The organism is Arthrobacter sp. C152 (genome assembly GCF_054890965.1).
Genome location: NZ_JBTZSU010000006.1, coordinates 131,820 through 158,013 on the forward strand (window position 1 = coordinate 131,820; position 26,194 = coordinate 158,013).

At 68.3% G+C, this 26,194-nt stretch carries 23 protein-coding genes and 2 tRNA genes; 7 read left to right on the top strand and 18 right to left on the bottom strand.

The features are described 5' to 3' along the window. Positions 1-55: 55 nt before the first annotated feature. Together ACYSM9_RS06420 and ACYSM9_RS06425 are read right to left on the bottom strand one after the other, a co-directional pair. Positions 56-997 (bottom strand): aldo/keto reductase, encoded by a 942-nt coding sequence (locus ACYSM9_RS06420; RefSeq protein WP_461856147.1) that lies wholly within the window; start codon positions 995-997, stop codon positions 56-58. A 28-nt stretch (positions 998-1,025) separates the two neighbouring features. Then, the gene (locus ACYSM9_RS06425; protein WP_461856148.1) at positions 1,026-2,738 is read right to left on the bottom strand and encodes a glycoside hydrolase family 13 protein; all 1,713 of its coding nucleotides are present in this window, start codon (positions 2,736-2,738) and stop codon (positions 1,026-1,028) included. A 96-nt stretch (positions 2,739-2,834) separates the two neighbouring features. Here ACYSM9_RS06425 and ACYSM9_RS06430 point away from each other — a divergent pair, with 96 nt between their 5' ends. Then, the gene (locus tag ACYSM9_RS06430; protein ID WP_461856149.1) at positions 2,835-4,070 is read left to right on the top strand and encodes an ROK family transcriptional regulator; all 1,236 of its coding nucleotides are present in this window, start codon (positions 2,835-2,837) and stop codon (positions 4,068-4,070) included. Here the strand turns inward: ACYSM9_RS06430 and ACYSM9_RS06435 are convergent. The 7 genes from ACYSM9_RS06435 to ACYSM9_RS06465 form a co-directional block, all read right to left on the bottom strand. Further along, positions 4,067-4,723 (bottom strand): NAD(P)H-binding protein, encoded by a 657-nt coding sequence (locus tag ACYSM9_RS06435; RefSeq protein WP_461856150.1) that lies wholly within the window; start codon positions 4,721-4,723, stop codon positions 4,067-4,069. The genes ACYSM9_RS06430 and ACYSM9_RS06435 overlap by 4 nt on opposite strands. Before the next feature lie 146 nt (positions 4,724-4,869). Beyond that, the gene (locus tag ACYSM9_RS06440) at positions 4,870-5,427 is read right to left on the bottom strand and encodes a dihydrofolate reductase family protein (protein WP_461856151.1); all 558 of its coding nucleotides are present in this window, start codon (positions 5,425-5,427) and stop codon (positions 4,870-4,872) included. Between the two features lie 23 nt (positions 5,428-5,450). After that, positions 5,451-6,248, bottom strand: coding sequence for a membrane protein insertase YidC (gene yidC, locus ACYSM9_RS06445; protein WP_461856152.1), 798 nt, complete (start codon positions 6,246-6,248; stop codon positions 5,451-5,453). Between the two features lie 89 nt (positions 6,249-6,337). Beyond that, positions 6,338-6,411, bottom strand: a tRNA-Met gene (locus ACYSM9_RS06450). Positions 6,412-6,471: 60 nt separating this feature from the next. Further along, positions 6,472-6,543: transfer RNA gene (locus tag ACYSM9_RS06455), tRNA-Thr, on the bottom strand. A gap of 310 nt (positions 6,544-6,853) precedes the next feature. Then, on the bottom strand, positions 6,854-8,830 hold the full coding sequence (locus tag ACYSM9_RS06460; RefSeq protein ID WP_461856153.1) for a DEAD/DEAH box helicase: 1,977 nt from the start codon (positions 8,828-8,830) through the stop codon (positions 6,854-6,856). A 405-nt stretch (positions 8,831-9,235) separates the two neighbouring features. After that, positions 9,236-9,892, bottom strand: a complete 657-nt coding sequence (locus ACYSM9_RS06465; protein WP_461856154.1) for an MOSC domain-containing protein — start codon at positions 9,890-9,892, stop codon at positions 9,236-9,238. 192 nt (positions 9,893-10,084) lie between these two features. Between ACYSM9_RS06465 and ACYSM9_RS06470 the strand changes: the two genes are divergently transcribed. The 4 genes from ACYSM9_RS06470 to ACYSM9_RS06485 are packed head-to-tail and all read left to right on the top strand — an operon-like array spanning position 10,085 to position 14,614. Further along, positions 10,085-10,690, top strand: a complete 606-nt coding sequence (locus ACYSM9_RS06470; RefSeq protein WP_461856155.1) for a Tat pathway signal protein — start codon at positions 10,085-10,087, stop codon at positions 10,688-10,690. A 3-nt stretch (positions 10,691-10,693) separates the two neighbouring features. Beyond that, a complete protein-coding gene (locus tag ACYSM9_RS06475) occupies positions 10,694-11,905 on the top strand; it encodes a glutathionylspermidine synthase family protein (protein WP_461856156.1) in 1,212 nt (403 codons plus the stop codon). Next, positions 11,902-13,404, top strand: coding sequence for an APC family permease (locus tag ACYSM9_RS06480; RefSeq protein ID WP_461856157.1), 1,503 nt, complete (start codon positions 11,902-11,904; stop codon positions 13,402-13,404). Before ACYSM9_RS06475 ends, ACYSM9_RS06480 begins: the two co-directional genes overlap by 4 nt. Positions 13,405-13,423: 19 nt before the next feature. Further along, positions 13,424-14,614 carry an acyl-CoA dehydrogenase family protein gene (locus tag ACYSM9_RS06485; protein ID WP_461856158.1) on the top strand — a complete coding sequence of 397 codons (1,191 nt, stop codon included), beginning with the start codon at positions 13,424-13,426 and terminating at the stop codon, positions 14,612-14,614. A 102-nt stretch (positions 14,615-14,716) separates the two neighbouring features. Here ACYSM9_RS06485 and ACYSM9_RS06490 read toward each other — a convergent pair whose 3' ends face one another. The 5 genes from ACYSM9_RS06490 to ACYSM9_RS06510 form a co-directional block, all read right to left on the bottom strand. Then, positions 14,717-15,487, bottom strand: a complete 771-nt coding sequence (locus ACYSM9_RS06490; RefSeq protein ID WP_461856159.1) for an SDR family oxidoreductase — start codon at positions 15,485-15,487, stop codon at positions 14,717-14,719. 35 nt (positions 15,488-15,522) lie between these two features. Next, positions 15,523-16,878, bottom strand: coding sequence for an MFS transporter (locus tag ACYSM9_RS06495; protein ID WP_461856160.1), 1,356 nt, complete (start codon positions 16,876-16,878; stop codon positions 15,523-15,525). Next, complete coding sequence (locus ACYSM9_RS06500; RefSeq protein ID WP_461856161.1) at positions 16,875-17,381, bottom strand: winged helix-turn-helix transcriptional regulator; 507 nt, start codon at positions 17,379-17,381, stop codon at positions 16,875-16,877. Before ACYSM9_RS06500 ends, ACYSM9_RS06495 begins: the two co-directional genes overlap by 4 nt. 112 nt (positions 17,382-17,493) lie before the next feature. Then, a complete protein-coding gene (locus ACYSM9_RS06505) occupies positions 17,494-18,657 on the bottom strand; it encodes a cystathionine gamma-synthase (RefSeq protein WP_461856162.1) in 1,164 nt (387 codons plus the stop codon). Between the two features lie 66 nt (positions 18,658-18,723). After that, positions 18,724-20,109, bottom strand: a complete 1,386-nt coding sequence (locus ACYSM9_RS06510; protein ID WP_461856163.1) for a cystathionine beta-synthase — start codon at positions 20,107-20,109, stop codon at positions 18,724-18,726. 60 nt (positions 20,110-20,169) lie between these two features. Between ACYSM9_RS06510 and ACYSM9_RS06515 the strand changes: the two genes are divergently transcribed. Further along, positions 20,170-21,357 (top strand): ArsB/NhaD family transporter, encoded by a 1,188-nt coding sequence (locus tag ACYSM9_RS06515; protein ID WP_461856164.1) that lies wholly within the window; start codon positions 20,170-20,172, stop codon positions 21,355-21,357. Between the two features lie 13 nt (positions 21,358-21,370). Here the strand turns inward: ACYSM9_RS06515 and ACYSM9_RS06520 are convergent, their stop codons facing one another. Then, the gene (locus tag ACYSM9_RS06520) at positions 21,371-21,748 is read right to left on the bottom strand and encodes a DUF1304 family protein (RefSeq protein WP_461856165.1); all 378 of its coding nucleotides are present in this window, start codon (positions 21,746-21,748) and stop codon (positions 21,371-21,373) included. Between the two features lie 35 nt (positions 21,749-21,783). Next, the gene (locus ACYSM9_RS06525) at positions 21,784-22,179 is read right to left on the bottom strand and encodes a VOC family protein (protein WP_461856166.1); all 396 of its coding nucleotides are present in this window, start codon (positions 22,177-22,179) and stop codon (positions 21,784-21,786) included. Between the two features lie 144 nt (positions 22,180-22,323). Between ACYSM9_RS06525 and ACYSM9_RS06530 the strand changes: the two genes are divergently transcribed. Beyond that, the gene (locus tag ACYSM9_RS06530; RefSeq protein ID WP_461856167.1) at positions 22,324-23,310 is read left to right on the top strand and encodes a DNA-3-methyladenine glycosylase family protein; all 987 of its coding nucleotides are present in this window, start codon (positions 22,324-22,326) and stop codon (positions 23,308-23,310) included. A gap of 8 nt (positions 23,311-23,318) precedes the next feature. Here the strand turns inward: ACYSM9_RS06530 and ACYSM9_RS06535 are convergent, their stop codons facing one another. Continuing rightward, complete coding sequence (locus ACYSM9_RS06535; protein ID WP_461856168.1) at positions 23,319-24,029, bottom strand: response regulator transcription factor; 711 nt, start codon at positions 24,027-24,029, stop codon at positions 23,319-23,321. Next, entirely contained in the window at positions 24,022-26,052 is a 2,031-nt protein-coding gene (locus ACYSM9_RS06540) for a sensor histidine kinase (RefSeq protein WP_461856169.1), read from the bottom strand. Before ACYSM9_RS06540 ends, ACYSM9_RS06535 begins: the two co-directional genes overlap by 8 nt. Positions 26,053-26,194 lie beyond the last annotated feature (142 nt).

Here is a 26,194-nt window from a genome sequence, read left to right on the forward strand (position 1 = left end):
GCAGGTGTCGTTATGAAGCTCCATAACGACACCTGCTGCTACCCAGTTGGGGGAATCAGGGAATGTTGCTGCCGCGCGCAGTGACCCAGAGGTTGTACCAGTCGGGGCGGGTCAGGGCCCGGGCCACCCGGCCGGCGTCACCGCAGGCGCGGATCCGGTCCGGGTTGGCCGTCCCGATCACGGGCGCGATCCCTGCCGGGTGCTTCATCAGCCAGCCCAGCAGGACAGCTTCGCCGGTGGCGCCGTACTCCCCCGCCAGCCGGGCCACGAGTTCCGTGGTGGCGGCTTCCGGGGAGGCCGGGCTCTCCGGTTCCACGCCGGTGTACGCGCCGCGGGCCAGGGAGCCGTAGGCCTGCAGCGTGATGTTGTTGCGCGTGCAGAACTCCACCGTGCCGTGCGGAAAGCTGTAGTCCAGGTGCCCGGGATGGTTGACCAGGACCTGGCTTTCGAGCCACGCGCGTTTGAGGAGGCTCATTTCGAGCTGGTTGGCCACCACCGGTGTGTCCAGCCGGTCCTGCAGCGCCTCGATCTGCGGCCCGGACATGTTGGAGACGCCCAGCTGCCGGACCTTCCCTTCGGCCATAAGCTGCCCGACGGCGGCCGCCACCTCGGCGGGGTCCGACAGGGGGTCGGGGCGGTGCAGCAGGAGGACGTCCACATAGTCGGTCCGGAGCCGCTGCAGGCTGCCGTTGACCCGTTCCAGGATCGCTTCGCGGCTGAGGTCGTAGTGCGTCTGCAGGCCGCGTTCGTTGAGCCTGATGCCGCACTTGGTCTGCAGCCTGATGCGGTCCCGCAGCCCCGGCGTGGCCGCGAGGACCTCGCCGAACACCGCCTCCGACTTGCCGTTCCGGTAGATGTCCGCGTGGTCAAAGAAGCTGATACCCGCGTCCAGGGCGGCCTGGACGGCAGCAGCGGCCTCGTCCACATGGCTGCTGCCGTGTGGCTCGTCCGACCAGCCGCCGCCCAGGCCCATGCACCCGTAAATCAGCTCCTGCATGCCGGCTTCCGGGGTCCGGGAACCGGCATCAGCGCAGCCACGCCGTGGTGTTGGCCGGCAGCTTGCCGTCCTCGAGCGGGGCGCTGCTGAGCAGCACCTCACCGGCGGGAAGCTCGACGGCGGTGTTCCCGAAGTTGGTCACGGACTGCCAGCCGTTCGGGCGCTTGAAGTGCAGCACGTCAGGGTTGCCGTTCCCGGCCCAGTCAAGTTCCTCGTCCGTCTGCAACTCGTGGCGCAGCTTCAGGGCTGCACGGTACAGCTCCAGCGTGGAGCCTTCCGTCCCGTCCTGGGCCTCCACGGCGTACTTGCTGAACCAGTCCGGCTGCGGCAGGTGCGCGCCGCCGTCGCCAAATCCGAACGACGCCCCTTCCACCTTCCACGGCAGCGGCACACGGCAGCCGTCACGGCCGATCTCAACGCCCCTGTTGCGGAAGAAGGACGGGTCCTGCCGCTCCGCCTCCGGGATTTCCGCAACTTCCTGCAGGCCCAGCTCTTCGCCCTGGTACAGGTAGGCGGACCCGGGAACGGCCAGCATCAGCAGCGTGGCGGCACGGGCACGGCGCTCGCCGAGTTCAACATCGAGCTGGTCCTTCGGGCCGCCGGCCAGCAGCCAGGCTTTCCCGTCCTGGCCCTTGGCGCCGGCCTTGTCCTTGGCCACCTGGGGCAGGCCGTAGCGGGTGGCGTGGCGGACGACGTCGTGGTTGGAGAACACCCAGGTGGAGGAGGCGCCGGTGGCGGCGGCCTCGGCGAGGTTGCGGGTGATGATTTCGCGGTATTCGGCGGCGTCGAAATCGGCCTGCAGCAGGTCGAAGTTGAAGGCCTGGCCCAGGCCCTGGGGGCTGGCGTAGCGGGCGCGGCGGGTGGCGTGCACCCAGGCTTCGGCGACGGCGGTGCGCGGCGGGTTGTACTCGTTGAACACCTCGCGCCATTCTGCATAGATCTCGTGGACCTCGTCGCGGTCCCAGAACGGGTGCGTGCCGTCGTCGAATCCGTCCACGCCGGTGTTGGCCGCGCTCAGTTCCAGCTTGGACAGCAGGGGCTCGGTGAGGTCCTTGGTCAGGGCGTGGGCAACGTCCACGCGGAAGCCGTCCACGCCGCGGTCGGACCAGAAGCGCAGGGTTTTGAGGAAGTCGTCGCGGATTTCGCGGTTGGACCAGTTCAGGTCCGGCTGTTCCTTGGCGAAGATGTGCATGTACCACTGGCCGGGGGTGCCGTCCGGTTCGGTGATGCGCTCCCATGCGGGACCACCGAAGACGGAATCCCAGTCCGACGGCGGCAGCTCGCCGTTTTCGCCCAGCCCGTCGCGGAAGATGTAGCGGTCGCGCTCCGGTGAACCCTTCGGCGACGCCAGGGCTTCCTGGAACCACTTGTGCCGGTTCGAGGAGTGGTTGGGGACGATGTCTGCAATCAGCTTGATGCCGGCCTCATGCAGGGCCTTGGCCATCGCGTCGAAGTCCTCCAGCGTGCCCAGCTTGGGGTCCACGTCGCGGTAGTCGTCCACATCGTAGCCGCCGTCAGCCAGGGCCGAGGGGTAGAAGGGGCTCAGCCAGACGGCGTCGATCCCCAGCTTTTTCAGGTACGGAACCTTTTCCGTGATGCCCTTGAGGTCGCCGATGCCGTCGCCGTTGGAATCGGCGAAGCTGCGCGGATAGATCTGGTAGACGGACGCCTGGCGCCACCAGTTCGGGTCAGCCAGACGGTCAGAGTCGGACAGGGTTGCCAGGGTGGCAGTGGTGGACAAGGGGGTGGTCCTTTTCTTCAGAGAGCGTATATTTATTTTGAATCTAAATTTACTTCCATCACCATTATTGGCGCCATCCAGAGGAAGGTCAACACCATGCCCGAACCGGTTCCGGCGACACCGCGCCTGCTGCGCCGGGTCAGTGCCGGCGCCGTCCTGGAATTCATGCGCGCCTCGGCCGCGGTGACGGTCACGGACATCATGGCGGCCACGGGTCTGGCCCGGGCCACCACCATCGCCGTGTGCGAGGACCTGGTCCGGCAGGGCTGGCTCCGCGAACTGGAAAACCAGCGCGAATTCGGCGGCTACCGGAAGGGCAGGCCGGCCCGCCGGTTCGACCTCAACGAGCGCGCCGGCGTGGTCCTGGGAATGGATATCGGCTACTGGAAGGTGACCGTGGTGGCCGCGGACCTCCGGGGCAAAACCATCGCCCGGTCCAGCCGCCCGTTCGGCGCCCGGACAGCCAGCCCGGCGGAGCGCATCGCCCTGATCGACGATGTGGCCGCCGCGGCTCTCGAAGCCGCAGCCGCGTCACCGGAGCAGGTGCTGGCCGTCTGCGCCGGCGTCGCCGCCCCGGTGGACCGGCACGGGGAGGTGCTGGCCACGCAGGAGTTCTGGGGCCTGTTCAACCTGGGACTGCGCCGCGCCCTGAAGGAGAAAAGGGGCTGGACAGTGCTGATGGAAAACGACGCCAACCTGGCAGCCCTGGGCGAACGCTGGCAGGGGGCGGCGCGCGGCGTCGACGACGTCGTGGTGATCCTGGCCAGCGAACGGTTGGGCTCGGGCATCGTCGAAGGCGGCCGGTTGGTGCATGGCACCCGCGGAAGCGCCGGCGAGCTTGCCTATCTGGGCCTGGTGGAGGGCGTGGGTGACACCTTCGGCATCGCCCACCTCGCCAGGTCGTGGGCCGCCGATGCCCTGGCCGGGCCGGAACCAACCGCCCTGCGTGCCTTTCGGCCGGGCCGGGTTGAAGCGGAGCAGGTTTTCGCTGCCGCGGCCAACGGTGACGCCGTGGCGCAGGCCATCATGGAGCGCCTGGCCGACAGGATGGCCCGCGTGGTGGGGACCCTGGCCACCCTTCTCAATCCTGAACTGGTGGTGATCGGCGGCGGCGTGGCCAACTCCGCGGACGTGCTGCTCACTCCGATCAGCGAGCGCCTGGCGGACTTTACCGCCACGCCGCCGCAGGTGGCGGTCTCCCCGCTGGGGGACGCGATCGTGACGGTGGGCGCAGTCCGGAAAGCGCTGGATTACGTCGAACGGAATTCCCTGGACCTGGAACTGGCCGCCGCCGTGCAGCCGGAGCGGTCCCTTGCGGGCCAGGCGTTTTAGGAGTCCGGCTCCAACGCCGCGGCCACCGGCAGCGTCCCGTCGCGGAACTCGATGGTCCGGCCCGCCGTCTGGGGCAGGTCCAGCACCGCAGCCGCCACGATCGCCGCATTGGCCCGGGAGGTTTCCCGGCTCCCGCCAGGTGCGGGGTCGACGTCGATCAGCCCGGTTCCGGGTTTGTCCGTCAGCGCCCCGGGGCCCAGGATGGTCCACGCCAGTTTGCTGCCGCGAAGGTATTCGTCCGCGGCCGCCTTTGCCTCGGCGTACGCGTAGAAGCTGTTGTTCTCCGGTACCCCGTGGTCCTTGCCGGCCCCCAGGTAGGAGACCATGACGTACCGCTCAACGCCGGCCTGGGCTGCGGCGTCCATGGAGCGGATGGCAGCGTCCCGGTCCACCGCATAGGTGCGGCCGGGGTTGCCGCCGCCGGCACCGGCAGACCAGACCACGGCGTCCTGGCCCTCCAGCGCCCGGGCGATCTCCGCCGTCGTCGAATTCTCCACGTCCAGGACCGCCGGGGTGGCGCCGGTGGCCGTGACGTCCGCGGCATGGCCGGGGTTCCGGATGAAGGAGGTGACGCTGTGCCCCTCCTCGGCAAGCATGGCGGACAGGAGCAGGGCCACTTTGCCGTGGCCGCCGATGATGGCGATGCGTGTCATGCACCCATTCTGCCTGCCCAGCGCATATTTCCAAGCGGCCACCCGCCCCTGAACAGGGACTTTGTGCCCTGGCTCGGCTTCGGTGCCCTGGCGGCCCTGCTGTTCACCCTCTTCGCGGTGCAGGCGCGGTCCGGCGCGCCCGCGGTTCAGCGGGCTCCATAGCGCAGGTACACCACGCCGCTGGCGGCGAACCGGCGCTCCTCCAGAAGGTCGAACCGGGCGTCGAAGCCGTCGGGGAACAAACGCAGGCCGCCGCCCACCACCGCGGGCGTCACGAATATCCGGCATTCGTCCACCAGTCCCGCCATGAGGGCGCGGGCGGCCAGGGTGGGGCCGCCGATGCTGATGCTTCCCTCAGTGGCTGCCTTCAGCTCCCGCACCGCGTCCGGGAGGAACTGACGCTCCAGGCGGGTGCGGTCCGTGGCGACGCTGCCAAGGGAGTTGGAGTACACCACCTTGTCCGCGGCGCGCCAGATCCCCGCGTAATCCTGGATGACAGGCGGCTCGTCGGCGGTGTCCATGGTCTCCCAGACGGACATGACCTCGTACATGCGCCGGCCGTAGAGGGCGGTGCCCACGCCGCGTTCGAGGTCATTGATGAAGGCATGGACTTCCTCGTCCGGGGCGGCCCAGTCGAAGTTGCCGTCCTTGTCGGCGGTGTAGCCGTCGATGGACGCGAGTCCGGAGTAGATCAGCTGGCCCATGGGGACCATTCTGCCGCCGGCTGCTACGTCTGGATAGGCTGCCGGGACACCAGGAACTGTTGCCCCAGGGTCCAGAGGTTGGAGACCGTCCAGTAAACCAGCACGCCGACCGGGAAAAAGACCCCGCCCGCGGCGAAGACAACCGGCAGCACGTACAGGAGGATCTTCTGCTGGCGCACCAGCGGGCTGTCCGGGTCCTGCCCGTCCAAGGTCCGCGCGCTGACGAGTTTTTGCGTGAGGAACTGGCACGCGGTCATCACCAGGATCAAGGCGACGGCGAGCACGGCGAGGGCCGTCAGGTCGCCGCTGCCGTGGAGCAGGGACGCGGAGAGCGGCACCCCGGCGATGGACGCGGCATCGAACTGCGCCACCTGGCCGTGCCCCATCGCTCCGATGCCCTCGCCGCGCCCCGCCGCATTCGACATTCCGGAGAGCACCTGGAAGAGGCCCAGGAAGAACGGGGCCTGGATCAGCAGGGGCAGGCAGGCCGAGAACGGGTTGGTTCCATGCTTCCGGTACAGGGCCATCTGTTCCTGGGCCATGGCCTGCCGGGACAGCGGGTCGGTCCTGCCGCGGTATTTTTCCTGGAGCGCCATCAGGTCGGGCTGCAGGAGCCGCATCCGCCGCTGGGCTTTCACCTGCGCCAGGAAAACGGGAACCAGGGCGGCGCGGATCACCAGCACCAGCCCGATGATGGACAGCGTCCAGGTCCAGCCGTCGGCCGGCGGCATGCCAATTCCGGCCAGCCCGTCGTGGAAAGCCACCATGATGACCGACACCAGCCACCGGAACGGCTCCATCACCGCTGTGAAGAAATCCACCGAATCCCCTGTCCGCCAGTTGCTGCCAAGCTACTGCGGAACGCAGAAACAGGAAAGCCCCCGGATCCAGGATCCGGGGGCTTAGCCTGTAGCGGTGGGGAGGCTCGATCTCCCGACCTCACGATTATGAGTCGTGCGCTCTAACCAACTGAGCTACACCGCCATGGATGAGAAAAGCCTGCGTCAGCCGGCCTAAACCGCCCTGATACAGGCCCTCATCCAGAGCCCCCCACCGGAATCGATCCGGTGACCTCGTTCTTACCAAGAACGCGCTCTACCACTGAGCTAGGGGGGCAACGAGTAAATACTCTACCGGAAGATTTACGCACCAACAAATCGGGGCCCGCGGCGGCTCCGGGGCCGCGCAACAGTTGCATTTCGGCCGTGCCGGAGCTCCGTTTTCCGCGGAATTCCGCGGCTGCAGGGGCCCGGGAAGGCAGAGCGGACGCCGACGGAATGCACCTTTCGAGGGCCGGTCGCCTCTATTCCGCAACTGGAATGTGTCCAGCCCCACACCGCTGGATGGGACGACCCGTTAAAACGCCGATGGGCCGGCTCGAAAGCCGGCCCATCGCCGTCGTCAATTACTCAAACCCGCGGAAGGGTCACCACTTGCCCTTGCGGTTGTAGTCGCGGTGGCCGCCGTCAGCGCCATTGCGGGGTTTGCGGGAGCCGTCGCCGTGGCCGAAGCTGCGCTCGGAACGCTCGCTGTACGAACGACCGCCGCGGTCCGCGGAGGACCGTTCGCCGTCGTTCTTCCGGAATTCCTTCTTGAACCCGCCGTTGCCCTTGAAGTTGCCGCCGCGGCTGCCCTGGTAGGCGCCGCGGTCGCCCGAGGGCTTGCGGCCGTTGTCCAGTTCGAGGTGGATCAGCTCGCCGCCGATCCGGGTGCGGGACAAGGCACGCAGCTGCTCGGGGCTCAGGTCCGCGGGCAGCTCCACCAGGGAGTGGTCCGAACGGATATCGATGCCGCCGATCTGCGAGGAGGAGATGCCGCCCTCGTTGGCAATGGCGCCCACGATCGAGCCGGGCATGACGCGCTGGCGGCGCCCCACCGCAATACGGTAGGTGGCGTTGCCCTCGGTCAGCTGCCTGCTGGGTCCACGGGAGCCGAAGCCGTCCTTGGAGCGCTCGCGCTTCTGGAACTCGGGAGCCGCGGGCAGGTCCTTGACCAGCAACGGCTGGCCGCCCTGGGCCATGACAGCCAGTGCCGCAGCGATTTCGGCTGCCGGCACCTTGTGCTCTTCCTCGTAGGAGGCGATGAGGTCGCGGAACATGGCCACATCCTCGGACTCCAGGGTCTCGGTGATGCGCTCGGCGAACTTGCCCAGGCGCAGCGAGTTGACGGTCTCCGCCGTGGGCAGGTGCATCTGCTCCACGGACTGGCGGGTCGCCTTTTCGATGGCGCGGAGCAGGTACTTCTCGCGGGGCGTCATGAACAGGATCGCGTCACCGTTGCGGCCCGCGCGGCCGGTGCGGCCGATGCGGTGCACGTAGGACTCGGTGTCGTGCGGGATGTCGTAGTTGATGACGTGGCTGATGCGCTCAACGTCCAGGCCGCGGGCCGCGACGTCGGTGGCCACCAGGATGTCGATCCGGCCTTCCTTCAGGGCATCGACGGTGCGTTCACGCTGCTGCTGCGGGATGTCGCCGTTGATGGCGGCAGCCTGGAAGCCGCGGGACTTCAGCTTGTCCGCGAGGTCCTCGGTGGCCATCTTGGTACGCACGAAGGCGATGACGCCGTCGAACTCTTCCACCTCGAGGATGCGGGTCATGGCGTCGAGCTTGTGCGGGCCCATGACCTGCAGGTAGCGCTGGCGGATGTTGGAGCCCGTGGAGGTCTTGGTCTTGACCGACACCTCTTCGGGATCGTTCAGGTACTGCTTGGACATCCGGCGGATCTGGCTGGGCATGGTGGCCGAGAACAGCGCCACCTGGCGGTCCTCGGGGGTCTGCTGGAAGATCTGCTCCACGTCCTCGGCGAAGCCCATCCGCAGCATCTCGTCAGCCTCGTCCAGCACCAGGTACTGCAGTTCGGACAGGTCCAGGGAGCCCTTGGAGATGTGGTCGATCACGCGGCCGGGGGTACCCACAACCACCTGGGCGCCGCGGCGCAGGCCGGCGAGCTGCGGGCCGTACGCGGAACCGCCGTAGACGGGCAGCACGGTGAAGTCGTCGATGTGCTTGGCGTAGGAAGTGAACGCCTCGGCCACCTGCAGCGCGAGTTCACGGGTGGGAGCCAGCACCAGGGCCTGGGTCTTGCGCGAGGGGCCGTTCAGGTCGTGCAGTTCGGCCAGGCGGGACAGCGCCGGCACTGCGAATGCTGCAGTCTTGCCGGTACCGGTCTGTGCCAGGCCCACGACGTCGCGGCCTTCGAGCAGCAGCGGGATGGTGGCTGCCTGGATGGGGGACGGCTTTTCGTAGCCGACGTCCTGCAGGGCGGCCAGGACGCGGCCGTCGATGCCGAGGTCGGCGAACTTCACGCCGTTGTCTTCCTCCTCCGGCGCAGGGGCAGGTGCCTCAGCGGCGACGGCGGGGGCTTCGTCGAGGACGGCAGTGGTGTCGTTCTGGTTTTCCAGCATAGGGGGATATTCCTCATCCATAGGGGGCCACGCGGCACAACCCGAGGTGAGCGGAGCCGCAGTACATGTGCCGTGGGTGCCGGGCTGACATTGACCGGCCGGTCACAGAAGTCCGGCGCTTTCGCAATCCCGTGGCAGGACTTCGCGCTGCATCTCTTGGCTGCTATCCCAGCAGTCTGTACAGCGTTTTCTTTAGCCGGCTCTCCCTATGAAAATGCCCGCATCACAGTTGCGGGCCCCAACACTTGCCAGTCCTGCCTCAAAAATTGGGCAGGAAAAAGGGATTTCCGGAGTGGGGGATGTTTCAAGTGTAGGGCACGGGCCCCGGTGACCGTTAATCGGGCGGCCGACGGCGGGCGGTGAGCTTGGGCACACCCGGTGCCTTCCGCCGTCGTACTTCCCGTCCTAGAGGCCGAGCTGGCGCTGCAGGGCCTCGAATTTCCTGCTGAATTCCGGCTGCTGCAGCCGGATCCCGCCCTCGGCGTCCGCATCCTTCAGCGCCTCCATGGACTCGGCGTCCGGTGCGCTGAACCATTGGCCGACCGTGATCCCGTGCCCCGGGACGTAGGTCCGGTGGATGTGGTCGCCGGCCTGGATGTTGCCGGTTTTGATGACGCGCAGATAGGCGCCCACCCGGCCTTCCTCAGTGAAGCGCCGAACCCACCGGGGCTCCCCCAGCCACCGCTGGAACGTGGCGCACGGGGTCCGTGGCGAGGTGACCTCAAGCTCCACGTCGAGCCCGATCCGCCAGCGCTCCCCGATCACCGCGTCGGTGGGCTCGATGCCGGCCACCCGGAGGTTCTCGCCGAAGGCCCCCGGCGGGACGTCCCGCTGCAGCAGGCCGGCCCAATAGTCGGCGTCCGCCTGTGAGTAGGCGTAGATGGCCTGGTCCGGGCCGCCGTGGTTGGCCCGGTCGGCCTGGACGTCGCCCTGCAGTCCCAGCTTGTGCACCTTGACCGGCCCCTCGGTCGGGCGTTTGTCGATCGCGGTGACGCCCGCGGTGGAAGCGTCCGGCAGGAGCTGGTGGACGCGGCAGACGGCGAGGACTGAAGCTGTTTCCATGGCCCCAGTCTATTGTTTGGCGCTGCCTGATCTGCGGGATCCGGCAATGGGCAGTTCTCCCCTGCCGCCAGGGCGTCGTCCTGCTCGCAGGCGGCACCGCCAGGGGCTACGCTGAGTCGAGGATTGCATGTGGGGGTGCAGCGCTGTGCCGATTTACCTGTGCCCGATGTACTGAACGATTGAGGGGACACCGTGGATTCACACCAAGAAGAACCGGGCGGTGCTGCGCCGTCCGGCCCGCCGGGCCAAGGATCCGGGGCGGACAACACGCCAAAGCCCCCGCCCTGGCAGGTCCCCAAACCCGAACTGCGCCCGGAACTCCTGAACGGGCCGGTCGCCCCGGTTGACCCGTTTGCGCGTGAACGGGAAAAGCAGCTCAACGAGGCGGCGGCCCGGAAGAAGCGGTCACAGCGCCGCACCGTGGTGGTGGGGCTGGGCGTCACGGCGCTGCTGGCCGGAACCATCACCGCCGTCGTTGCCAGCAACGAGGACGACCCCGAGTACGCGCAGGTGTGCTTCAACGACGAAACCGGCGAGCGCGTGGCGGACACCAACTGCGACAGTTCCGCCGGCCGCAGCGGCGGCCTCTACGCCTGGTACTTCTACTCCCGCGGCGCCAGCGTCCCGTCCATCGGCCAGAACAGGTCCACCGCGCCCAACTACACCCGCACCATTCCCAGCGGGGCCAAGGCGTCCACCGGGTACAGCAGCAGCGGCGGCACCGTCAGCCGTGGCGGCTTCGGCAGCAGCGCCAAGAGCGGGTCAAGCGGCGGCGGCAGCAAGGTCTCAGGGGGCTGACGGTTGAAACGGTTGTTGTCTGACCCTCGTCCGGGCTGGAAGCAGAAGATCGAAGAGCAGGGCCTGGTCTTCTCCACCACCACCATGGATGACGGGCGCCGCATCGAGTACTGGAACGAATCCGCCTACTACGAATTCACCATGGACGAGGTCGAGACCCTGGAGGCGGTGGCCGAGGACATGCACCGGATGTGCGTGGAGGCGGCGAAGTTCCTCGCCACCGGGGCCATGGGCAGCATCGGCATCGGACCCCAGGCCCTGGAGCTCGCGGCGGAATCGCTGCAGGCCGGAGATGTGGACGTCTACGGCAGGTTCGATTTCATCTACGACGGGCAGAGCGGCCCGGCCAAGATGCTGGAGTACAACGCGGACACCCCTACGGGGCTGATCGAGGCCGCGGTCGCCCAATGGTTCTGGCTGCAGGACGTCTTCCCGGAAAAGGACCAGTGGAACGGCATCCACGAAGCCCTGATCCGGCAGTGGAAGAAGTTCCAGTACCGCACCGGCATGAGCACCCTGCACGTGGCCCACTCCGAGGTGGAGGAGTCCGGCGAGGACTGGATGACCGCCGCCTACATGCGCGACGTAGCCGGCCAGGCGGGATGGACCACCATCGGCATCAACATGTCCGATATCGGGTGGGACCCCAACCTGAACCGCTTCGTGGACCTGGACAACTTTCTGATCAGCACCATCTTCAAGCTCTACCCCTGGGAGCTGATGATGAAGGAGGAGTTCGGCCCCCGCCTCCTGGAGCGGGCGCAGAACCCTCGCTGGGTGGAACCTGCGTGGAAGATGCTGCTGTCCAACAAGGCCCTGCTTGCCGCACTGTGGCACCTCTATCCGGACCACCCCAACCTGCTGCCCGCCTACCTCACGGATCCCGGCCCGCTCAAGGGATGGGTGGGCAAGCCCCTGCATGGCCGCGAAGGGGACAACATCCGCATTAACGCCGACGGCATCCGGCTGGAACAGCCCGGCGGCTACGGCCGGGAGGGCTGGTGCTACCAGCAGTACCACCCGCTGCCGGACTTCGACGGCAACCACCCCGTCCTGGGCCTCTGGGTGGTGGACGGTGAATCCGTGGGCTGCGGCATCCGGGAATCGGACGGGCCGGTCACGGATTACTTCTGCCGCTTCGTGCCCAACACCATTGACGCGCCGGCGCCGCTTTCGGCCGTGGCCAACACCAGCAAGGCAGGAATCGCCCTATGAGGACAGACATGACGACGGCGGGAGGCCCCGCGGGCGGGCCCGGCACCGCAGTCCCGGCGAAGGGATTGCGGGCCGGCATCCTGGACCTTGGCGACTCGGTCATGCTGGGGCTGGCATCCACCGCCCCCGTGTATTCGCTGGCCGCCACCCTGGGACTCATCGTTGCCGTGAACGGCAACTACACTCCCCTGATCCTCCTGCTCGGGTTCATCCCGGTGCTCTTCATCGCCTACGCCTTCCGCGAGCTGAACAGCGCCATCCCGGACTGCGGTACCACGTTCACCTGGTCCCGCCAGGCCTTCGGCCCTTGGGCAGGCTGGCTGGGCGGCTGGGGCGTGGCGCTCGCCGGGATCGTGGTCCTGGCCAATCTTGCGCAGGTGGCCGGCCAATACCTGTGGCTCCTGGTGGGCGACGGCTCACTGGCAGGGAATACGCTGCTGGTCACCGGCACGGGACTGCTGTTCATCGTCCTGATGACCCTGGTGAACTACCGCGGCATCCGGCTGGGCGAGCACGTCCAGCGCGTCCTCACCTATGTGCAGTACATAGCGCTGGGCATTTTCGCCCTGGCGATCATTGTCCGGATCGTGGGCGGGGCGCCGGAGGGCCAGGCCTTCGACGTTGAGTGGTTCAACCCCGTGGGTGCATTCGCCGACCCGGGCGCCGTGGTGCACGGTGCCCTGCTGGCCCTGTTCATCTACTGGGGCTGGGACACCTGCCTGGCGGTGAACGAGGAAACCGAGAACCCGTCCACCACCCCCGGCCGCGGGGCCGTCATCTCGGCGTTCGTGCTCGTGGCGATCTACGTTTCCGTCGCCCTGCTGGTGATGATGTACGCCACCGTTGGTTCGGAGGGCATCGGCCTGGGCAATGAGGCGAACCAGGACGACGTCTTCCTCGCCATGAAGGACGTGGTGCTGGGTCCCTGGGGCTGGCTGATCGTCGTCGCGGTTTTGGCCTCCGTCCTGTCCTCCACCCAGACCACCATCCTGCCTACCGCCCGCGGAACCCTGTCCATGGGCGTCCACGGGGCACTGCCGGCGAAGTTCGGTGAAGTGCATCCGAAGAACCAGACCCCGGGCTTCTCCACCCAGGTGATGGGCGGCGCAGCCGCGGCCTACTACGTGGCCATGAGCGTCCTGAGCGAAAACCTGCTGGCCGACTCCATCAGCGCCATCAGCCTGTTCATCGCCTTCTACTACGCCCTGACCGGGTTCGCCTGCTTCTGGTACTTCCGGGGCACGCTGCGCGAATCCGCCCGCAACCTGTGGTTCCGGGGCATCCTGCCCCTGCTGGGCGCGGTGCTGCTGACCGGCGCGTTCTTCGTCTCGGCGGTGCAGATGTGGGACCCGGCGTACGGCGACACGCAGATCTTCGGCGTCGGCGGGGCCTTCGTCAGCGGCGTGCTGCTGCTGGCGCTGGGCGTGGTGCTCGCCGTCGTCTGCCGGTTCCTGCCCTCCACCCGCGGCTACTTCCTGGTGAAGAGAAGTGATCAGTAAAGAAATGGCAGGGGAAGAAATGACCAGTGAAGCCACTACGGCCAACGCGTCGGACGTCCTGGATCTGGACTCCCTGCTGTCCGCGGAGGAACTGGAGCTTCGCCAGAAGGTCCGCGACTTCACCGAGCAACGAATCAAACCCGACATTGCCCGGTGGTACGAGGACGCCGTCTTCCCCCTGGAACTTGCCCCGGAGCTGGGCGAGCTGGGCGTGCTGGGCATGCACCTGGAGGGCTACGGCTGCCCGGGCCGGTCCGCCGTCGAATACGGGCTTGCGGCGATGGAACTGGAGGCCGGGGACTCCGGGATCCGCACCTTCGTGTCCGTCCAGGGTTCGCTGGCCATGACCGCCATCCACACCTGGGGTTCCGAAGAGCAGAAGGAGCAGTGGCTGCCCCGGATGGCCGCCGGGGAAATCATCGGCTGCTTCGCGCTCACCGAACCGACCGCAGGCTCGGACCCTGCCTCCATGGCCACGGTGGCACGCCGGGATGGTTCCGGCGATGACGCCGGCTGGGTTCTCAACGGCGCCAAGCGCTGGATCGGGCTGGCCTCCGTGGCGGGTGTGATGGTGGTGTGGGCGATGACGGACGACGGCGTGCACGGCTTCCTGGTGCCGGCCGGTACCCCAGGCGTGACCGCCACCCCCATCCGGCAGAAGCTGTCCATGCGGGCCTCCATCCAGTGCGATGTGGTGTTCGACGACGTCCGGCTGGGTCCGGAGGCCCTGCTCCCGGCGGCGCGGGGGCTGCGCGGCCCATTCACCTGCCTGAACGAAGCCCGGTACGGGATCGCGTGGGGTGCCATGGGCGCTGCCCGGGATTCCTACGAGGCCGCGCTGGCGTACTCGCTGGACCGGCTGCAGTTCGGCAAGCCGCTGGCCGGCTACCAGCTGACCCAGCAGAAGCTGGTGGACATGCTGGTGGAAATCCAGAAAGGCACCCTGCTGGCCCTGCATCTGGGCCGGCTCAAGGACGCCGGCAGGATCCACCCGGAACAGATCTCGCTGGCCAAGCTGAACAACGTCCGGGAAGCTCTCGCCGTGGCACGGGAGGCCCGGACCATCCTGGGCGGCAACGGCATCACCACGGACTATTCACCCCTGCGGCACGCCGCCAACCTCGAGTCCGTCCGGACCTATGAGGGCACCGACGAGGTGCACACCCTGGTCCTGGGCCGGCACATCACAGGTATCGGCGCCTTCCACTGACCGCTCCCCCAACTGACTGGCAGTTGTTGTCGTTTTGGGGGCCCAAAACGACAACAACTGCGGCCTGGTTGGGTGGGGCAGGGAAAAGGGGAACCCGGGCGCCTACGCCGAGAAGCCGCCGTCGGACTTGAGCAGCTGGCCCGAGACCCAGCGGCCGGCGGGTGAGAGCAGGAACGCAACAGTCCCGGCCACGTCCGCCGGGGTGCCCAGGCGGCCGGTGGGCTGGCGCTGCACGAGCTCGCCGCGGACCTCGTCATCCATCCAGCCCGTGTCCACCGGGCCGGGGTTCAGGACGTTGGCCGAGATCCCCCGCTGGCCCAGTTCGCGTGCGGCCGCGACCACGATCCGGTCCAGCGCACCCTTCGAGGCGCCGTAAGGAAGGTTAAACGCTGTGTGGTCACTGGTCAGCGCAACGATCGCGCCGCCGTCGTCCGTTGCCTGCCGCGCGAAGGCGGCAATCAGCTGCCAGCTGGCGCGGGTATTCACCGCGAAGTGCCGGTCAAAGGATTCGATGGTGGTGTCCAGCACGCCCGAATCGACGGACTCGGCATGGCTGAGGACCAGCCCCTGCAGGGGACCGGCCAGCCGCACGGCGTCGGTAACCAGCCGGTCCGGTACCCCGGGATCCTGCAGGTCGGCCGGGAGGGCATGGACCCTGGCACCGATGGCCTCAAGCTCCGCGGTGAGCCGGACAACGTCCTCCGGCTCGCTCCCCCACGGCATGCGGGCGTCATACCCGGCCCAATAGGAGAGCACGAGGTCCCAGCCGTCGGCGGCCAGTTGCCGCGCGACGCCCGCCCCGATGCCGGCCAACCGCCCTGCCCCGGTGATCAGGGCAACGGGGCGGACAGGGGCCGGCGGCATGGGTTCCATGGGACCCAGCCTAACGTCGCCGGATACCTACCGGTTCAGGCGGCCGCCGGTTCAGTCTCGCCGGCGTTGGTGTTTTCCGGTGCGCGGTGCCGCCGGATGGTGGCGCTGATGACGGCGGCGATGGTGCACATGGCGGCGGCGCCGAACCATGCGTAGGTGTAGTGGCCGGTGGCGTCCCGCAACGCTCCGGCGGCAATGGCCGCCGCGGCGGCACCCAGCTGGTGCGCGGCGAACACCCAGCCGAACACCACGCTGCCGTCGGCGCCGAACGTTTCGCGGCAAATGGCTGCGGTGGGCGGAACCGTAGCCACCCAGTCCAGCCCGTAGATCACCACGAAGACGATCATGCTGGGCTGGACCTCGGCGTTGAGCAGCAGCGGGAGCACCAGCAGGCCGATGCCGCGGAACTGGTAGTAGACAGCCAGCAGGAAGCGGGGGTTGAACCGGTCGGTGAGCCAGCCGGAGGCGATGGTGCCCACGATGTCGAAGATTCCGACGACGGCGAGCAGGCCGGCCGCGGTGGTTTCCGGCATGCCGTGGTCGTGGGCGGAGGGGATGAAGTGGGTGCCGATCAGGCCGTTGGTGGTGGCACCGCAGATCGCGAAGCCGGCAGCCAGTGCCCAGAACGTCCGGATTTTGCTGGCGCGGCGGAGGACCTGGAGGGCCCGGACGGCCGCGTTGGTGCGCGGACCGGCTTCGGCTGCGCCTGCCGGGAGGGCTTCGGGTTCGGCACCGTAGGGCAGCACTCCGACGTCGGCCGGTGAGTTCTTGAGGAACTTCAGCACCAGCGGCACCACGGCGAGGGCGCCGGCGGCGATCAGCAGGGACGCCTGCCGCCAGCCCGGGTCCTGGGCAAGCAGGGCGATGAAGGGCAGGAAGACCAGCTGGCCGGCCGCGCTGCCGGCCGTGAGGATACCGATGACCAGCCCGCGGCTTTTGGTGAACCAGGTGTTGGCGATGGTGGCGGCGAAGACCAGGGCCATGGACCCGGTGCCCAGTCCGATCAGCAGGCCCCAGGTCAGCAGGATCTGCCAGGACTGGTTCACCAGGACCGTCAAGGCGCTTCCCATGCCGATCAGCACCAGTGCCGTGGCCGTGACCGCGCGGATGCCGAAGCGTTCCATCAGGGCCGCAGCAAACGGGGCCGTGAGGCCGAAGAGGACCAGATTGATGCTGACGGCCGCAGAGAGGACGGTGGTGGACCAGCCGAATTCCTGCTGCAGCGGCACCATGAGGACACCCGGGGCTGCCCGGAATCCGGCGGCGCCCACGAGGGCGAGGAACGCCACGGCAGCGACGATCCATGCGGGGTGCAGGCGCCGCGTTGCCCTGGGGCCGCCTGCTTCCACCCGTTCGGCGGGAACGGCTGCTTCATCGGGGAGCGTGCTCATGCGGCTGCCTCCTTGCCTGCGGCTGTGGACAGCCTGATGGGTTGTTCGGACCGGGCGCGGCTGTGCCAGCTGGTGTTGGCGGCGGTCAGCCGCTCCCCGCATTCGGTGCAGGTATCCGCCGAGGTGGTGCTCTTGCCGCAGCCGGTGTGGATGACGAACAGGTGCGCCTGGTCCGACGGCGCGGCCAGGTGTTTCTCCGACCAGATGGTCACCGCATTCAGGACCGGGAGCACGTCCTCGCCCATGGAAGTGAGGACGTACTCCTGTCGGGTGCGGCCGCCGTCGTCGTAAGCCCGTTTCTCCAGCAGCCCGGCCTCAACCAGGGCCCCCAGCCGCTTGGTGAGCACCGAGTCGGCCACCTTGAGCCGGTTCTTGATCGCGTCGAAGCGGCCGTTGCCGAAGAACAACTCGCGGAGCACAAGGATGGTCCAGGGGTCGCCGAGGATATCCACGCCGCGGGCGATGCTGCAGTTGTGGGTGGACCAGTCGGATCGAAGGGGCATGGGGGCAACCCTAGCTGACTTCTTTCAAGAAAGCCAACCCCTCCGCGAGGTGGCAGTTAACCGCAGTCCGGGGCGGGCACACTGCGGTTAAGTGCCATCTCGCGGGGAGGGGTTATGGGATCGAGGAGAAGGCCTGGTCCAGGTCCGCGATCAGGTCCTCCACGTCCTCGATGCCGCAGGACAGGCGCAGCAGGTTGACCGGCACGGCCAGCTCGGTGCCCTTGACGGAGGCGTGCGTCATTTCCGAGGGGTAGTTCATGAGCGATTCGATGCCGCCCAGCGACTCGGCCAGCGTGAACACGGACGTGGACTCGGCCACCTTCCGGGCCGCGGCTTCGCCGCCCTTGAACTGCACGGAAACCATGCCGCCGAACTTGCGCATCTGCTTCCGCGCGAGCTCGTGGCCGGGGTGGGTTGGCAGGCCCGGGTAGAGCACGGCCTCCACCTCCGGGCGTTCCAGCAGCCATTCGGCCACGGCCTGGCCGTTCTCGCTGTGCCGGTCCATGCGCACGCCCAGGGTTTTCAGGCCGCGGGTGGTCAGGAACGCGTCCATGGGCCCGGACACGGCGCCGACGGCGAACTGCACGAAGCCGATCTTTTCCGCCAGTTCCGCGTCCTTGACCACGACGGCGCCGCCCACCACGTCCGAGTGGCCGCCGATGTACTTGGTGGTGGAGTGGACCACGACGTCGGCGCCCAGGGCGAGCGGGTTCTGCAGGTAGGGGGACGCGAAGGTGTTGTCCACCACCAGCAGGGCGCCGGCGTCGTGCGCGATGTCCGCGAGCGCCGCGATGTCGGTGATCTTCATCAGCGGGTTGGACGGCGTCTCCACCCAGACGAAGCGGGTCTTGTGGGCGGCGACGGCGCTGCGGACCGTGTCCAGGTTGGCCATGTCCACGGGGGTGTTGCCGATCCCCCAGTCCCCCAGCACGCGGCTGATCAGCCGGTAGGTGCCGCCGTAGGCATCATTGCCGAGCACGATGTGGTCGCCCGGGCGGGTGAGGGCGCGGATCAGGGCGTCCTCCGCCGCGAGCCCGGAGCTGAAGCTGTAGGCGTGCGTGCCGAGTTCCAGGGCGGCGAGCTGTTCCTGCAGCGAGTCCCGGGTGGGGTTGCCGCCGCGGCCGTACTCATAACCGCTGCGCAGGCCGCCGATGCCGTCCTGGGCGTAGGTGGAGCTGAAGTGCAGCGGCGGGACAACGGCGCCGGTGCGGGGTTCGAACGCCTGGCCGGCGTGCACGGCGCGGGTGTTGAAGCCTTGGTTTGCAGAGGCAGTCATGGTGCTCCTTTCAAACGCTGGTTGAGCTTGTCGAAACCGGGTTTCGACAGGCTCAACCACCGGATATTAGTTGCTGAGATAGGCCAGCAGGTCGTGCCGGGTGAGGATGCCCACGGGGGCGCCCACGAACGTGACCATCACCGTGTCCGTTTCCGAGAGCAGTTCCCGGGCGGCGGAGATGGTTTCCAGCGACCCGATCACGGGCAGCTTGGGTCCCATGTGTTCGGAGATCTTGTCCGTGAGCTTCGCCTCGCCGCGGAAGAGCTTGGCGGTCAACGTGCGCTCGTCCACGGCGCCGAGGACCTCGCCCATCACCACGGGCGGCTCCTGCGACAGCACCGGGATGTGGCTGACACCGAACTCGTTCATGATGTTGATGACGTCGCGCACGGACTCGTTGGGGTGGATGTGCACCAGGTCCGGCAGTTCGCCGTTCTTGGACTTGATGACCTCGCCCACCGAGGTTTCCTCGCCGCCGGAGAGGAAGCCGTAGGAGCGCATCCACTGGTCGTTGAAGATCTTGGCCAGGTAGCCGCGGCCGGAGTCGGGCAGGATGACCACGACGACGGCGCTTTCCGGCAGGTCCCTGGCCGCCTGCAGCGCGGCTACTACGGCCATGCCGGAGGATCCGCCGACCAGCAGGCCTTCTTCCCGTGCCAGGCGCCGGGTCATGGCGAAGGAGTCGGCGTCGCTGACGGCGATCACCTGGTCCGGGATGGACTTGTCGTAGTTTGCCGGCCACATGTCCTCGCCAACGCCCTCCACGAAGTACGGCCGTCCGGTGCCACCTGAGTAGACCGAGCCTTCCGGGTCCGCGCCGATGATCCGGACCACGCCGCCGTCGGCTTCCGGCCGGTGGGCCGAAACCTCCTTGAGGTACCGGCCCGTGCCGGTGATGGTGCCGCCCGTGCCGGCACCGATGACCACGTGGGTAACCTTGCCGTCCGTGTCACGCCAGATTTCCGGGCCGGTGGTCTTGTAGTGGCTGGCGGGGGCCGCAGGATTGGAGAACTGGTCCGGCTTGTAGGCACCAGGTGTCTCCCGCGTGATCCGGTCCGAGACGCCGTAGTAGCTTTGCGGGCTGTCCGGCGGGACCGCGGTGGGCGTGACCACCACTTCGGCGCCGTAGGCCTGCAGGACAGCGCGCTTGTCCTCGCCCACCTTGTCCGGCACCACGAAGACACACTTGTAGCCCTTCTGCTGCGCCACCAGGGCCAGGCCCACCCCCGTGTTGCCCGAAGTGGGCTCCACGATGGTGCCGCCGGGCTTGAGTTTGCCGTCTCGCTCGGCGTCCTCGATCATCTGCGCGGCGATGCGGTCCTTGATGGATCCGCCCGGGTTCAGGTACTCCAGTTTCACCAGGACGGTGGCCTTGATGCCCTCGGTCACGTGGTTGAGTTTGATGAGCGGGGTATTGCCGATGAGGTCCAGGACGGACTGGGCGTACTTCATAGGTACAAAGCTACCGCTTCCTTGCAGGCGCTTCCCGGGCCGGGGTGCGAGGATAGGCCGGTGAAGCAGTTCGCATGGTCACAGACGGCCCGGAGCTACCTGTTGCCTGGCGCAGCGCTGGCGGCGGGAGCGGCCACCCTGGCGTCCGGGGCGCTGCCGCTTCCGGCCTTTGGGGAACTGGCCTCCCGGACCATCCCCATCCTCGCCTTCGTGCTGGCAATGTCGCTGGTCACCGAGCTGGTGGACGAGGCGGGCCTGTTCCGGGTGCTGACGGACCGGCTTGCCGCCCTGGGCCGCGACCGCGTTTTCCTGTTGTGGCTCCTGGTGGTGGCGGTGGCCACGGTGGCCACGGTGTTCCTGTCCCTGGACACGACGGCGGTGCTGGTGACTCCGGTGGTGGTCCTGCTGGCCGTCCATGCCGGACTCCCGCCGCTTCCGTTCGCGCTGACCAGCATTTGGCTGGCCAACACGGCGTCGCTGCTGCTGCCGGTGTCCAACCTGACCAACCTGCTGGCGCAGGACAAACTGGGCCTGAGCCCGGTGCAGTTCGCGGGGCTGGTCTGGGCCCCGGCGCTGGTGGGGCTGCTGGTCCCCCTTGTCCTGCTGTGGCTGGCGTTCTGGCGCGACCTGCGGGGGCGCTACGGACCAAGGCCTGCGCACCCCGTCAGGGACCCCGTGCTGCTGAAGTATGCGGCCGGAACGCTGGCGGTGCTGCTGCCCGCGCTGGTGTCCGGCGTGCCCGTCCAGTACCCTGCTTTGGCCGCCGCGGCCGTCCTCCTGGCTGTCTTCCTGCGCCGGCGCCGCTCGGCCCTGCGGTGGTCCATGGTTCCGTGGCGGCCGCTGATGCTGACCGTCGGGCTGTTCATGCTCCTGGAGGCCCTGCATGCCCACGGACTCACCGCCCTGCTGGCCAGGGTGGCAGGCTCCGGCGAGGGCCTGGCCGCGCTGCTGCAGCTGGCCGGCATCGGGGCGGCCGCCGCCAACGCCGCCAACAACCTCCCGGCCTACCTGGCGCTTGAGCCGGTGGCCGGATCGCCGGCCCGCCTCGCCGCCCTGCTGATCGGCGTGAACCTCGGACCGCTGGTGAGCCCCTGGGCGTCGCTGGCCACGCTGCTGTGGCACGAGCGGCTGCGCGTGCTGAACGTCCCCGTCAGGTGGGGCGGGTTTGCCGTGGCCGGCCTGGTGGCAGTGGCGCTCACGGTGCCGCTGGCCGTCCTGGCCCTTTGGGTCGTCACCGGAATGCGCTGAGCACGGACTGCACTCACCCGGTGAACATCAGCCAGAGGATGACGGCGGGGAGGAAAGCCTGCCCGATGCCGCTGATCCAAAGCCTGGGTTCACTGATGATCAGCACCATGCCCAGGATGGCGTGCGCGACCGCCATCATTGTCACGATGGTGCGGCCCACCGTGACTGCGCCGGCGTTGGCGAGGACCACCCCGGCGATCCCGAACAAACCCCAGACGATGTTGTAGAAGCCCACGTTGACCGCCCATAGCCGCACCGCTGCGGTGTCTTCCGGCCTGATCAGGAAGATCGGGTGGAGGCGCTGGTCCTTGTAGCGGAAGGCTTCAAGCAGGCCTACGGTGATGAGGGTTGCCGCTGTGATGACGGCCAGCACCTGGATTAACGCGCTCATGCGTGTGTCCTGCTTCTCCGGCGGAAGGGCGCCCGCTACGCGCCGGCGTCCCCGGCGGGAAGGTTCTCCCAGAGGCCCATCAGGTTGCCTTCGGAATCCTTGAAATACGCCGTGTAGCCCATGCCGGGAACCTCGTTCTTGGGGATGACGACCGATCCGCCAAGCTCCGCCACGGACTTGAGCGTGGCGTCGATGTCCGGAACGTCGATCGTGATGACCGGGGAGGTGATCTGGCCTTCCCGGGCCATCATCCCGCCGTTGATGGCACCGGGCGTGGTCGACTGGCCGGCCTCATCCATGCCCGCGGTGATCACCATGTTGTAGTCCATGCCCGGGACTGGTTCTATCCGCCAGCCCAGGGCCTGCTCGTAGAACGCCTTGGCCCGCTGTGGATCATCCGCGGGGATTTCGAAATGCACTACTCCGGCCATGGCGGCCCTCCTGTTTGTCGGGTTGCGGCGCAGCTATGTTGGTTGCGGCGCGGAGCCGCACGCGGCGATCCTAGCCGGACCCTGCACCGCGGATAAGGGCCGATGGTCCTGCGGTTGTCGGCGGCCCGTGGGACGATTGGATGCATGAGCATCGCAGAGGCACCTCCCCGGCTGGCCGCCGCTGCGGACGCTTCACTGCGCTGGTATCCGGACCCTCCCTACAGCCTCTCCCGGACCCTTGGCCCGCTCCTGCGCGGCTACAGTGATCCTTCCTTCAGCGTCCAGGGGGACGCCATCTGGAATGCGTTCACGACGCCGGACGGCCCCGCCACGCTGCGCCTCACTCCCGCGGGTGGCGGCGACGCCGGGCCGCCGCTGGTAGACGCCCAGGCGTGGGGGCCCGGGGCCGCTGGCGCAATCAGGGCAGTGCCGCGGCTTTTGGGGGCCGACGACGACTGGCGGGGTTTCGACGAACCGTCCTTCCACGCCACGCTGCCCCGCATGGTCCGGGAAGCCCGGCGCCGGGCCCTGGCGCTGCGCCTTCCCGCCAGCGGCCGCATGGTTGACCAGCTGGTGCCGATCATCCTGGAGCAGAAGGTGACGGTGATCGAGGCGAGGCGCGCCTACCGGTACCTGGTGCACCGCTATGGAACCCCGGCCCCGCCCGCTGGAACCTCCACACCTGCGGGCCTGGTCGTGGCGCCTACGGCCGCGCAGTGGCTGCAGGTCCCCAGCTGGGAGTGGCACAAAGCGGGCGTGGGGCCCCAGCGCTCGGCGACCGTCATGCGCGCCCTGCGCTCCGCCGTCGCCCTTGAACGTCTCGCGGCCCTGCCCGCCGCCGAAGCCGCCGCCAGGATGCAGACCATCCCCGGCATCGGCATCTGGACCGCCGCGGAGGTGGTGCAGCGGACGCACGGCTGCCCCGACTCGATTTCCGTAGGCGACTACCACCTTGCCGCCTACGTGGGAGCAGCACTCACCGGCCGCAGGACCGACGACGCCGGCATGCTCCGGCTGCTGGAGCCGTGGAAGGGCCACCGGCAGCGCGTGGTCCGGATGATCCAGTGCACCGGGTTCCGGAAGCCCACGTTCGGGCCGCGGATGACCATCCAGGACCACCGCGCGCACTGATAAGGGTGCTAATGCACCGTGGGCGCGGTGCCGCTCCCTCCACGGCTGCCGCCGCTCTGGAGGAAGGCCAGGACTGCGGCGACACGGCGGTGCACTCCGGTTGAGGGAAGCCGGAGTTTGGTGAAGATCGCATTCACGTGCTTTTCCACGGTGGACGCGGACAGGAACAGCGACTGTTCGATGCCGGCGTTGGTCTTTCCCTGCGCCATCTCGCGCAACACGTCCAGCTCCCGCGGCGAGAGTTCGGAGAGCGCACTCGGTGCACCCACACTGCGGCGGCGCACCAGTGTATCCACGATCTCGGGGTCGATGACCGAACCGCCCGCCCGCACCTCACGAAGGGCATGCACCAGGTCCTCGAGGTCGCCAATGCGGTCTTTCAGCAGGTAGCCCAGGCCGGCCGACCCGTCAGCGAAGAGCGCCAGCGCGTAGCTCTGGTCGGCGTGCTGGGACAGCACCACGACCCCGGTGCCAGGATGCGCGGCACGGATGCTGCGCGCGGCCTCTATACCTTCCATGTGGTGGCCCGGCGGCATCCGAATATCGGTCAGCACGGCATCGGGCGCGAACCTGCGCACGGCATCCGAGAGCTCCACGGCATTCCCCACGGAGGCGACGACGTCGATTTCGCCGGAGTCCTCCAGCAAGCGGCGAAGCCCTTCACGCACCAGGTAGTTGTCCTCCGCGATCACCACACGCAGGACGTTGGGCTCATCCAACGGATTCCCCCGCGCGCCCGACCGGAAGGTCCACCACTACCGTCGTGCCCGACGGATCATGGGCCAGGACGTCCATGCTGCCGCGGAGGGCAGCCACCCGGTCCCGGATATTCGCCAGGCCACCGCGGGCCGCCGGAACCCGCGCGTGCATGCCGCATCCGTCGTCGGTGACCGCAATGTGCAGATGCCCGTCCTTCCGGTCCAGACCAACGGTAGCGACGGTGGCGTGCGAATGCTTGGCGGTGTTCGCCAACGCTTCCCGCACCACGTAGTAGGCCGTTGTCTCCACAGCCTCCGGAAACCGCTCGGCGCGCACCCTGTCGTCCGCCTCCACAGTGAGCGGTATGGGGAACCGTGCCGCACTCGACTCGATGGCGGCCACCAGGCCGTTGTCACTCAGCACCGAAGGATGGATGCCGTGCGCGAGTTCCCGCAGGTCCGTCAGGGTCTCCCGGGCCTGGTCCTGCAACCGTGCCAGGTCACCCGCGGTGAGCTCACCGCGGCCCAGCCGGTTCCGGGCGAGGCGAAGCCCGGCGATCTGGGCCACCACGTTTTGCTGGATGCCATCGTGCAGGTCCCGCTCGAGCCTCCTGCGCTCATCATCCTGGGCCGCGACGAGCCGCACGCGCGACGCGGTCAGATCGCTGAGTTGCTCGGCGAGCTGGGCGCTGAGCCGGACGTTGGCGACGGATGCCGCGGCCTGTCCGGCAACAGTTCCAAGCAGGGCCCGTTCGGCGTCACTGTAGTCACTGCGACGCCGCGGACCCACTTCAATGCGTCCGAGGGTCTCGTCAGCTCGTGCCAGGTCGCATCGGAGCCGGGCCCCACCTCTGACGTCGCCCGCCACTCCCGAGGGCTCCTCCGCGAGCTTGCCCTCGGTTCCCGCCAGCGTGATCCGCACCCACGACGCGTCAAGGCCGTCGCGCACGGCAGCGGCAAGACGGGTGAGCAGCTCGGCGGGCTCAACGGACTGCTCCAGGCGCGACCCGAGTTCGCTAAGGAGCGCCAGCTGGCGGTCCCGGTCGCCGAAGACGGCACGGTGGATCCACCGCTGCAGCCAGCCGCGCACCGGCAGCAGGCAAAGAGCCAGCAGCGCGGTCAGCAGCACCGCCCCCAGCACGGTAAGGCTGTCGGCCAGCAGCACCGCCGGAGTCGCCGCGCCGATCCCGTACAGGACCGTGATCAACAGGTTGGAGGAGCGGGCCACGTGCCGTCCGCGGTCCGCGGCCGCGATGTCGAAGGCCCCGTACCGGAAGATGCCATGGATGGCCGCGAGGGGGATGGCCAGGAGGCTGGCGTACACGGCGATAGCCACGGCGGTGTCCCACGGGCTCCGGCCGAAGGTCCAGAGGATGAACGCAGCCAGGGATGCCGTGACAACCCAGGTCATCAGCCGCATGCGGGCGCGGACTTCCGGGTCCCCGAAAAGTGCGCGCGAGTACAGGACCGCCAGCCCCAGCACCACACTTGGCCACGGCTGGTACAGAAGGTAGTGCACACCGGGCGCTGCCCACTCCAGCCACGGCACGGCGAACGGATTCGGGATGGATTCGCCGCTGATGCCGCTGTAGGCCTGCATCACCACATGGGGTGTGGTCAGCAGTGTCAGGGGCCCCACCAGCACCGGCGCCCACAGGAACCGCACGGCCGTCCGCTGCCAGCGGCGCTCCGGCGTGCCGGTGGGATAGGTAGCGAACATGATGAGGAAACTGGCTGCGGCGGTCGCATCGGCGGTAAGGCCGATGGCGTTGATGAAGGGGAACCCGGGTTGCTGAAGCAGCCCGGGACTGCGTTGGACCAGGGTCTCGAAGGCGGAGCCGGCAGCCATTGAAGTGGCTGCCAGGGCGACGAAAACAGCGGAGCGGGACAGGGACACTGTCAGCAGCCAGATGCCGAAGACAAAGGTGGGGAGCACCCCGAGCAGCGGCCAGGCGAGGGCATGGTAGGCAGGGGCACCCTCGAATCCGCGCACGATGACGACGTAGGCGAGCGATGCCGCCCCCAGCGGAGCCAGCAACGCCAACGATCCCCATCTGCGGAGCACAGTCCCATGATCCGCCTTCCGCGCCGTTCAGGGGAGGGGGTAGATACCCGGTCCACCCACATGGCTTTCCCCCATGCACCCCGTGGCCTGCTGCGTTCCAGCGTCGGTCACGCGCGCCTAC

Bases quoted from the DNA above. Each gene is read 5' to 3' on its own strand.
- ACYSM9_RS06460 (WP_461856153.1), bottom strand. From the start codon at position 8,830: ATGCTGGAAAACCAGAACGACACCACTGCCGTCCTCGACGAAGCCCCC.
- ACYSM9_RS06430 (WP_461856149.1), top strand. From the start codon at position 2,835: ATGCCCGAACCGGTTCCGGCGACACCGCGCCTGCTGCGCCGGGTCAGT.
- ACYSM9_RS06530 (WP_461856167.1), top strand. From the start codon at position 22,324: ATGAGCATCGCAGAGGCACCTCCCCGGCTGGCCGCCGCTGCGGACGCT.
- ACYSM9_RS06420 (WP_461856147.1), bottom strand. From the start codon at position 997: ATGCAGGAGCTGATTTACGGGTGCATGGGCCTGGGCGGCGGCTGGTCG.
- ACYSM9_RS06485 (WP_461856158.1), top strand. From the start codon at position 13,424: ATGACCAGTGAAGCCACTACGGCCAACGCGTCGGACGTCCTGGATCTG.
- ACYSM9_RS06435 (WP_461856150.1), bottom strand. From the start codon at position 4,723: ATGACACGCATCGCCATCATCGGCGGCCACGGCAAAGTGGCCCTGCTC.
- ACYSM9_RS06440 (WP_461856151.1), bottom strand. From the start codon at position 5,427: ATGGGCCAGCTGATCTACTCCGGACTCGCGTCCATCGACGGCTACACC.
- ACYSM9_RS06465 (WP_461856154.1), bottom strand. From the start codon at position 9,892: ATGGAAACAGCTTCAGTCCTCGCCGTCTGCCGCGTCCACCAGCTCCTG.
- ACYSM9_RS06510 (WP_461856163.1), bottom strand. From the start codon at position 20,109: ATGAAGTACGCCCAGTCCGTCCTGGACCTCATCGGCAATACCCCGCTC.
- ACYSM9_RS06490 (WP_461856159.1), bottom strand. From the start codon at position 15,487: ATGGAACCCATGCCGCCGGCCCCTGTCCGCCCCGTTGCCCTGATCACC.
- ACYSM9_RS06505 (WP_461856162.1), bottom strand. From the start codon at position 18,657: ATGACTGCCTCTGCAAACCAAGGCTTCAACACCCGCGCCGTGCACGCC.
- ACYSM9_RS06525 (WP_461856166.1), bottom strand. From the start codon at position 22,179: ATGGCCGGAGTAGTGCATTTCGAAATCCCCGCGGATGATCCACAGCGG.
- ACYSM9_RS06495 (WP_461856160.1), bottom strand. From the start codon at position 16,878: ATGAGCACGCTCCCCGATGAAGCAGCCGTTCCCGCCGAACGGGTGGAA.
- ACYSM9_RS06520 (WP_461856165.1), bottom strand. From the start codon at position 21,748: ATGAGCGCGTTAATCCAGGTGCTGGCCGTCATCACAGCGGCAACCCTC.
- ACYSM9_RS06480 (WP_461856157.1), top strand. From the start codon at position 11,902: ATGAGGACAGACATGACGACGGCGGGAGGCCCCGCGGGCGGGCCCGGC.
- ACYSM9_RS06500 (WP_461856161.1), bottom strand. From the start codon at position 17,381: ATGCCCCTTCGATCCGACTGGTCCACCCACAACTGCAGCATCGCCCGC.